This is a genomic window from Mucilaginibacter sp., from assembly GCF_039935595.1.
Classification (GTDB): Bacteria; Bacteroidota; Bacteroidia; order Sphingobacteriales; family Sphingobacteriaceae; genus Mucilaginibacter.
This window is the reverse complement of the sequence record NZ_JBDTJZ010000127.1, coordinates 1-6,638: the sequence shown is the minus strand read 5'-3', so window position 1 is coordinate 6,638 and position 6,638 is coordinate 1. Positions and strand designations below refer to the sequence as shown.

General features: G+C 40.7%; 5 protein-coding genes. 3 read left to right on the top strand and 2 right to left on the bottom strand.

All coding sequences use genetic code 11. From position 1 onward, the window contains the following. From ABI367_RS08620 to ABI367_RS08610, 3 genes are all read left to right on the top strand, one after another. On the top strand, positions 1-309 hold a 309-nt coding region (locus ABI367_RS08620), incomplete at its 5' end, for a hypothetical protein (RefSeq protein WP_462227786.1). A 366-nt stretch (positions 310-675) separates the two neighbouring features. Continuing rightward, positions 676-3,759, top strand: a complete 3,084-nt coding sequence (locus ABI367_RS08615; protein WP_462227785.1) for a type ISP restriction/modification enzyme — start codon at positions 676-678, stop codon at positions 3,757-3,759. A gap of 17 nt (positions 3,760-3,776) precedes the next feature. Further along, positions 3,777-4,709 carry a hypothetical protein gene (locus ABI367_RS08610; protein ID WP_462227784.1) on the top strand — a complete coding sequence of 311 codons (933 nt, stop codon included), beginning with the start codon at positions 3,777-3,779 and terminating at the stop codon, positions 4,707-4,709. A gap of 937 nt (positions 4,710-5,646) precedes the next feature. On the opposite strand, the gene ABI367_RS08605 is transcribed toward ABI367_RS08610, so the two are convergent. Beyond that, positions 5,647-5,961 carry a HigA family addiction module antitoxin gene (locus tag ABI367_RS08605; RefSeq protein ID WP_462227783.1) on the bottom strand — a complete coding sequence of 105 codons (315 nt, stop codon included), beginning with the start codon at positions 5,959-5,961 and terminating at the stop codon, positions 5,647-5,649. 12 nt (positions 5,962-5,973) lie between these two features. Next, positions 5,974-6,252 carry a type II toxin-antitoxin system RelE/ParE family toxin gene (locus ABI367_RS08600; RefSeq protein ID WP_462227782.1) on the bottom strand — a complete coding sequence of 93 codons (279 nt, stop codon included), beginning with the start codon at positions 6,250-6,252 and terminating at the stop codon, positions 5,974-5,976. Positions 6,253-6,638 lie beyond the last annotated feature (386 nt).

Sequence of the window (6,638 nt, the reverse complement as noted above, 5' to 3'; positions counted from 1 at the left end):
GTGCTGGGTTTTAACCTGGGTATCGAGTTAATGCAACTGCTTATTATTTTAATGATAGTACCCTGGCTCATACTGATAAGCACCTCCGCAATTTATACCTGGATACGCATACCGGCGGCCTTATTGGCGGGCATGGCAGCAATAGGCTGGATTGCCGAGCGCATAACCGCAAAGCCAAATGCAATTACCTTATTGATGGTTAAAGCAACCCCCTACGCCATTTGGTTAATTATGGTACTTATTGTTACGGCTATACTGGCTTATACACCGGCAAAAAAAGCGGTTGAGCCAATGGGTAAGGCAGGGTAAAGCCCTAATAACCGGAATATAATTCCCTCCCTGGGGAGGGGTGCGGCTGCCAGTGTTGTGGCAGGGAGGGGTTGTCCGCTAATACGTGGCGACTAAACCCCTCCCTACACCCTCCCGGTGGGAGGGAATCGCACATGCCCACTATTTTTAAATTATTCTTATGCCGTTTACAAAAGACTTACGAAGTTTTTAAAACTTCGTAAGTCTAAAAATCCATCTATTCCCTCCCTGGGGAGGGGTGCGGCAGCCAGTGAAGTGGCAGGGAGGGGTTACTCGCTAATACGTGGCGACTAAACCCCCCTTCCATAGGAGTCCTTCGGCATTCAAAACTTTTTTTGTTAACTTGCTACCTTATCACAGCCTTAAATGACCATCGCCCAATACATTGATAACCTGCAATCCCGGTATAAACTGGGTATAGCTACCGAGCATACTTACCGTGGTTATTTACAAAATTTATTAGAGAGCATCGCCACAGGCGTAACCGTTACCAACGAGCCCGCGCGGATAAAATGCGGCGCGCCCGATTATATTATAACCCGCAAAGAAATTCCGGTAGGATATGTGGAGGCAAAGGACATCGGAAAAGATATAGGCAGTAAAGATTATAAAGAACAGTTTGACCGTTACCGCAAATCGCTGCCTAATTTAATTATTACCGATTACCTGGATTTTTGGCTGTATATAGATGGCGAGTTTAAAACCCAAATTAAAATTGCCGAAATAGTTAACGGCGAAATAAAACCCGTGCCTGAAAATTTTGAGGCATTTAACGCATTTATCCGCAGCTTTTGTACGTACGTTGGGCAAACCATCAAGTCATCGCAAAAGCTGGCGGTAATGATGGCCGATAAAGCCAAACTACTTTCGCAAACTATAGAAGCGGCGTTAAACAGCGACGTAGAGAATGCCGAAAACAGTACCCTTAACGACCAAATGCACGCCTTTAAGGATATACTGATACATGATATTAAGCCACGCGAATTTGCCGATATATATGCCCAAACCATTGCCTACGGTATGTTTGCCGCGCGACTGCACGACCCTACCCTGCCCACTTTCTCCAGGCAGGAAGCGGCGGAACTGATACCCAAAACCAACCCGTTTTTACGCAAGCTGTTTCAATACATTGCCGGGGTTGATTTAGATAGCCGTATAGTTTGGATAGTGGATGCCCTGGCAGATATTTTTAGGGCTACGGATGTGGCAGCCTTACTGCAAAACTTTGGCAAAGCCACGCAAACCCACGACCCAATTATCCATTTTTACGAAACTTTTTTGAGCGAATACGACCCTGCCCTGCGCAAGGCCCGCGGCGTTTGGTACACGCCCGAGCCGGTGGTTAATTTTATTGTACGCGCGGTTGATGATATTTTAAAAACCGAGTTTAACCTGCCTAATGGCCTTGCCGATAACAGCAAAATAAAAATAAAGCAAAAGGCGTTTACGCAAGCCACTACGGATAGGCGTTCTGTGGTAAAAGAAGTAGAAACCGAAATAGAAGTACATAAAGTACAGATACTGGACCCCGCCACAGGCACAGGTACTTTTTTGGCCGAAGTGGTAAAACAAGTGTACAATAAATACAAAGGGCAGCAGGGTATATGGAGCAGCTATGTAGAGAACCATTTGATACCCCGCCTAAACGGGTTTGAGTTGCTGATGGCCAGTTATGCTATGGCACATTTAAAACTGGATATGCTGCTAACCGAAACCGGCTACAAACCCACCCGCGACCAGCGTTTTAAAATTTATTTGACCAATAGTTTAGAAGAACACCACCCCGATACCAGCACCCTTTTTGCCAACTGGTTAAGTAGCGAAGCCAACGAGGCTAACCATATTAAGCGCGATACCCCTGTTATGGTAGTGATGGGTAACCCGCCGTATAGTGGCGAGAGTGCAAACAAAGGTGAATGGATAATGAACCTGATGGAAGATTATAAAAAGGAACCAGGCGGCAAAGAAAAATTAAAGGAGCGTAACCCCAAATGGATAAATGACGACTATGTTAAATTTTTAAGGTACGGACAGCACTTTATTGAAAGAAACGGGGAGGGCGTTTTAGCATTTATTAACCCGCATGGATTTTTAGATAACCCAACCTTTAGGGGGATGCGTTGGAACCTTTTAAAAACTTACGATAAAATTTACACCATTGACCTACATGGCAATAGCAAAAAAAAGGAAGTTAGCCCAGGTGGATCTGCCGATGTAAATGTATTTGATATTATGCAAGGCGTAAGTATCAATTTATTTGTAAAAACAGGTAAGAAAAAAGAGAGTGAATTGGGCAATGTTTTTCATTATGACCTATTTGGAAAGAGAGAAAGCAAATATCAATTTTTACTAAATAGCGATTTAAAAAATATAAATTTTGACCTTTTATCAAATTTAGCTCCGAAGTATTTATTTAAACAAACGGATGTAGAAAATGAAAATGAGTATAAAAAAGGATGTTTAATAAGTGATTTGTTTCCATTTAATAACGTTGGAATTATAACTTCAAAAGATTCAATTTTAATAAAAGAATCGCAAAAGGAATTATCCCAATCAGTCGAAGATTTTTATAAAATTGAGGTCGATAGAAATTTAATACAAAAGATCAACTATAGACCTTTTGATTTAAAATATATCTATTATGATGTGAAACTTATTGAGCGCGCTCGGGAAAAAGTCATGAAACATCTTTTGAATGAAAAAAATATTGGTCTCATTAGTTCAAAAATAAACAGACAAGCTAGTTTAGGCTATTTTTTCGTATCAAAAACTCTTACCGATTTTCATATTTTAGATAATGCAAGAGATTCGACATCCATTTTCCCCCTTTACTTATACCCTGAAAGAAAGGACCAATTAACAATTGACATACAATCTGAACGCACTCCTAATCTTAACAAAGAAATCATCCAACAAATAGCCACCAATTTAGGCTTAACCTTTACCAGCGAAAAGGAGCAAACCGAAAATACCTTTGCGCCTATTGATGTATTGGATTATATATATGCCGTATTGCATAGCCCCACCTACCGAGAAAAATATAAAGAGTTTTTAAAGATTGATTTTCCGCGGGTGCCGTACCCCAAAGATGCCGCTACGTTTTGGCAGTTGGTTAAGTTAGGCGGGCAAATAAGGCAGCTGCATTTGTTAGAAAGCAGCATGGTAGATAATTATATAACCAGCTACCCGCAGGATGGGGATAACGTAGTTACCGCCATACGCTATGAAGCCGGCAAAGTTTATATTAACCCAACCCAATATTTTGAAGGTGTGCCCGATACCACCTGGCAGTTTTACATCGGCGGCTACCAACCCGCCCAAAAATGGCTAAAGGACAGAAAGGGCCGCGTACTAAGTTTTGATGATATATTCCACTACCAACGCATGATAGTAGCCCTAAGCGAAACCGAACGGTTAATGGGCGAGATTGATAAAATTGAGATAGGCTAAAATTATAATTAAGCAATATGACACTTTTAACACCTCAAGTCCAAGAGCGCATAAACTACCGATATAAAGGAAATGATTATATAGAAGCGTATTCATTATATAATTCACAACTTCATTTTCTGAATGCTATTAAAAGCATTCAGAAAAAGGAATTCCCGCAGCTTGAGCTAAATATAACAGTAGAAGCATCTGTTAAGGGAAGTCATGTAGTTCCTATATTATTGGAGCTAATTCCTTTGCAAGGATTATTTGCAGGTATAGCTTTAAAAGAAAGTGTTGAATATATTAAATCAATTTTTGAAATATTTCAAAATTTACTTGAAATTCATAAAATCTTAAAAGATGAAAAACCTATTAATGAAACTATCAATAATAACGGCACAACGGAAATTAACTTCGGTAGTAATAACGTGTTTCATATCGATACCCTTACTCTGAAATTTTATAAAGAAAACCCAAATACCGTAAATGAAATCGCACAAAGTTTCAAAGCCTTAGAAAAAAATGAAGAAATTGAAGAAATTGAAATTTCAGCTGTAAACAATATAACACCATTTGTTGCTGTAAATCGAAAAGATTTTGAATCACTTAGTCATTCAAGCCCTTTCTTAAAAGAAGAAGAGTCTTTTAAAGACAGAACCCATGTAACTGTATTTGTTAAGACTACCAACTTTTATCCTGCAAAAGGGAGAGCTTGGATTTGGGAGTTTATTTATAATGGGGTTCCAATAAAAGCAAAAATTGTCGATAAGGATTTTGAAGATTTAATTAATCAAGGAATAAGGTTTGGACAAGGAGATAGGCTCGACGTAGATTTAAGGATTTTATATAAAAAGGACTTAAAACTTAATACGAATTTAGTCAAGGGATACGAAGTGTTAAAGGTTCATAACCCGATTTATCGAGACACTAATAAAAACTCAATGTTTCCACATTCTCCGCCAAGTTAAGCGTCGACGCTTAACTTACTCGCCTTTGTTGGTGGTGTCACCAACAACCCAACGCAAGGTTTTATTGGGATAAAAAAACATAATAGGTAGTGCAATGCATAAAACCAAGCCTTACATGGTAGGTACATGGTAGGTTTTATGCAGTTGTAGGTACAGTTAATGTACACTTTATGGTGTTTAATTAGCCATTTTCGCTACAAAAATGGTGACAAAATCCTACTTGATGAGCAATAGACTTACGAAGTTTTAAAAACTTCGTAAGTCTGCACGGTCCCCGGACTTAACCGACGGCGGATTTGCAATCCGCATAACGTAAACGCCATTCAGGGGATTGCAAATCCCCGAACACCCCGGTCCGGGATTATAAATCCGGACCAACACGAAAGCGTGTTGTCATGGTGAGCCTCGTCGAACCATAGTGGGCAAAGGCCCCTTCGCACACCCTTCGACGCAGCTCAGGGTGACACCCCTCGTTTTGTCATGCTGCTTGTCGAAGCATTCGGCAGGCCTTTGCCCGCTTTTATTCTCGGTGGTGTTAATGTTTACGCACACATTAGTAATAGTAAAAACTCCGTCAGCCAAGCAGCTTCGGGCGAAATCAGGTAAAACAATGGTGGCCTGTGCGGCTGCAGGGCATTGCAACTTTTTGCTGAAGCACCGCCATGAGCGAACGAAGTGGGGCAAAAATATTGCCGCCCAGGTTTTACCTGATTTGCAGGGCGAAGGCCCAGCGCGGCAAAGAAGCCTTTTGGCTGACTTGATCTTCGGTTACTTTCTATCAAGAGAAAGTAACTAGGCCCTCCCGCGGCCATGAGCGGGACGATGTTATCCCCAGGCATACACCCCTCCGCGAAGCAACCCCAAAGCAGTTAGAAAATATAAAAGATGCGGTACTTGTTGATGATAACACCCACAAAGGCAGGTGATTGACTGTATATCAGGCTACTTTAGGATGCCAAAAAACCTCGACCCCCTTAACATCAATTTTTTTGCGGGCCTGTGCCAGGTCGTAGTTTTCCTGGGCATGCAGCCAAAACTCGGGCGAGGTATTAAAAGCTTTGCCCAAACGCAGGGCCATTTCAGAACTGATGCCTTGTTTGCCATTAATAATTGCCGACAACGTTTTGCGTGTGGTACCCAAGCCTTTTGCAACCTGTTCAACAGTTAATTTGTTGCCGGTTTCTTCTTTTATTCCGTCTATGGTTTCGCGTATCAATTCGCCCGGATGGGCAGGGTCAAATAAGTGTATCATTATATTATGCTTTTAATGGTAATCTAAATAATCAACTTCATGTACATCTTCGGCCATAAACTGAAAAATTATCCTATAATTTTTATCAACCTTTACGGCCCAAAATCCTTTTAGTTCGCCGGTAAGCTGATGTAGGCCATAGCCCGGCACATTCATATCATTAACAGATTTTGCAGCATGTAAACGGGTTAATATTAACCTGATTTTACCAATATGCTGTGCATGTAATTTGGAGGCATCCCCTTTTTCGAAGTAAAGCCTTAATCCTTTATGACGTATACTGACAATCATTTATATACAAATGTAACCAGAAACGTTTCAGGTTGCAAATATTTTTTATTTTTTGCCTTTGTTGATGATAACACCAACAATAGAAAAAACGATTCTTAATAAGAAGCTAAACACTAACACCACCGCCAACAAAAGCGGGTAAAGGCCGGTCAGAAAAGCGGGCCAGGGTGTTTTGCCTGTGGGCTGAAGCTTTTTTCTGACTTGATTTATTCACAAGTGTTTTGTTTTTTAGCGGTGCTCATGAGGTCGCTACGCTTAGTTTTTGGTTCTTTTTCATCTAAGAGGCTGTTGCGCAACTAACAAGGTGTTGATAACATAGCTTGTATAAATTTCTTGCATTTATTATTTTAGATCATGCAAGGCAAAAAGACTTATCAGGAGAAACT

Bases quoted from the DNA above. Each gene is read 5' to 3' on its own strand.
- ABI367_RS08605 (WP_462227783.1), bottom strand. From the start codon at position 5,961: ATGATACACTTATTTGACCCTGCCCATCCGGGCGAATTGATACGCGAA.
- ABI367_RS08600 (WP_462227782.1), bottom strand. From the start codon at position 6,252: ATGATTGTCAGTATACGTCATAAAGGATTAAGGCTTTACTTCGAAAAA.
- ABI367_RS08610 (WP_462227784.1), top strand. From the start codon at position 3,777: ATGACACTTTTAACACCTCAAGTCCAAGAGCGCATAAACTACCGATAT.
- ABI367_RS08615 (WP_462227785.1), top strand. From the start codon at position 676: ATGACCATCGCCCAATACATTGATAACCTGCAATCCCGGTATAAACTG.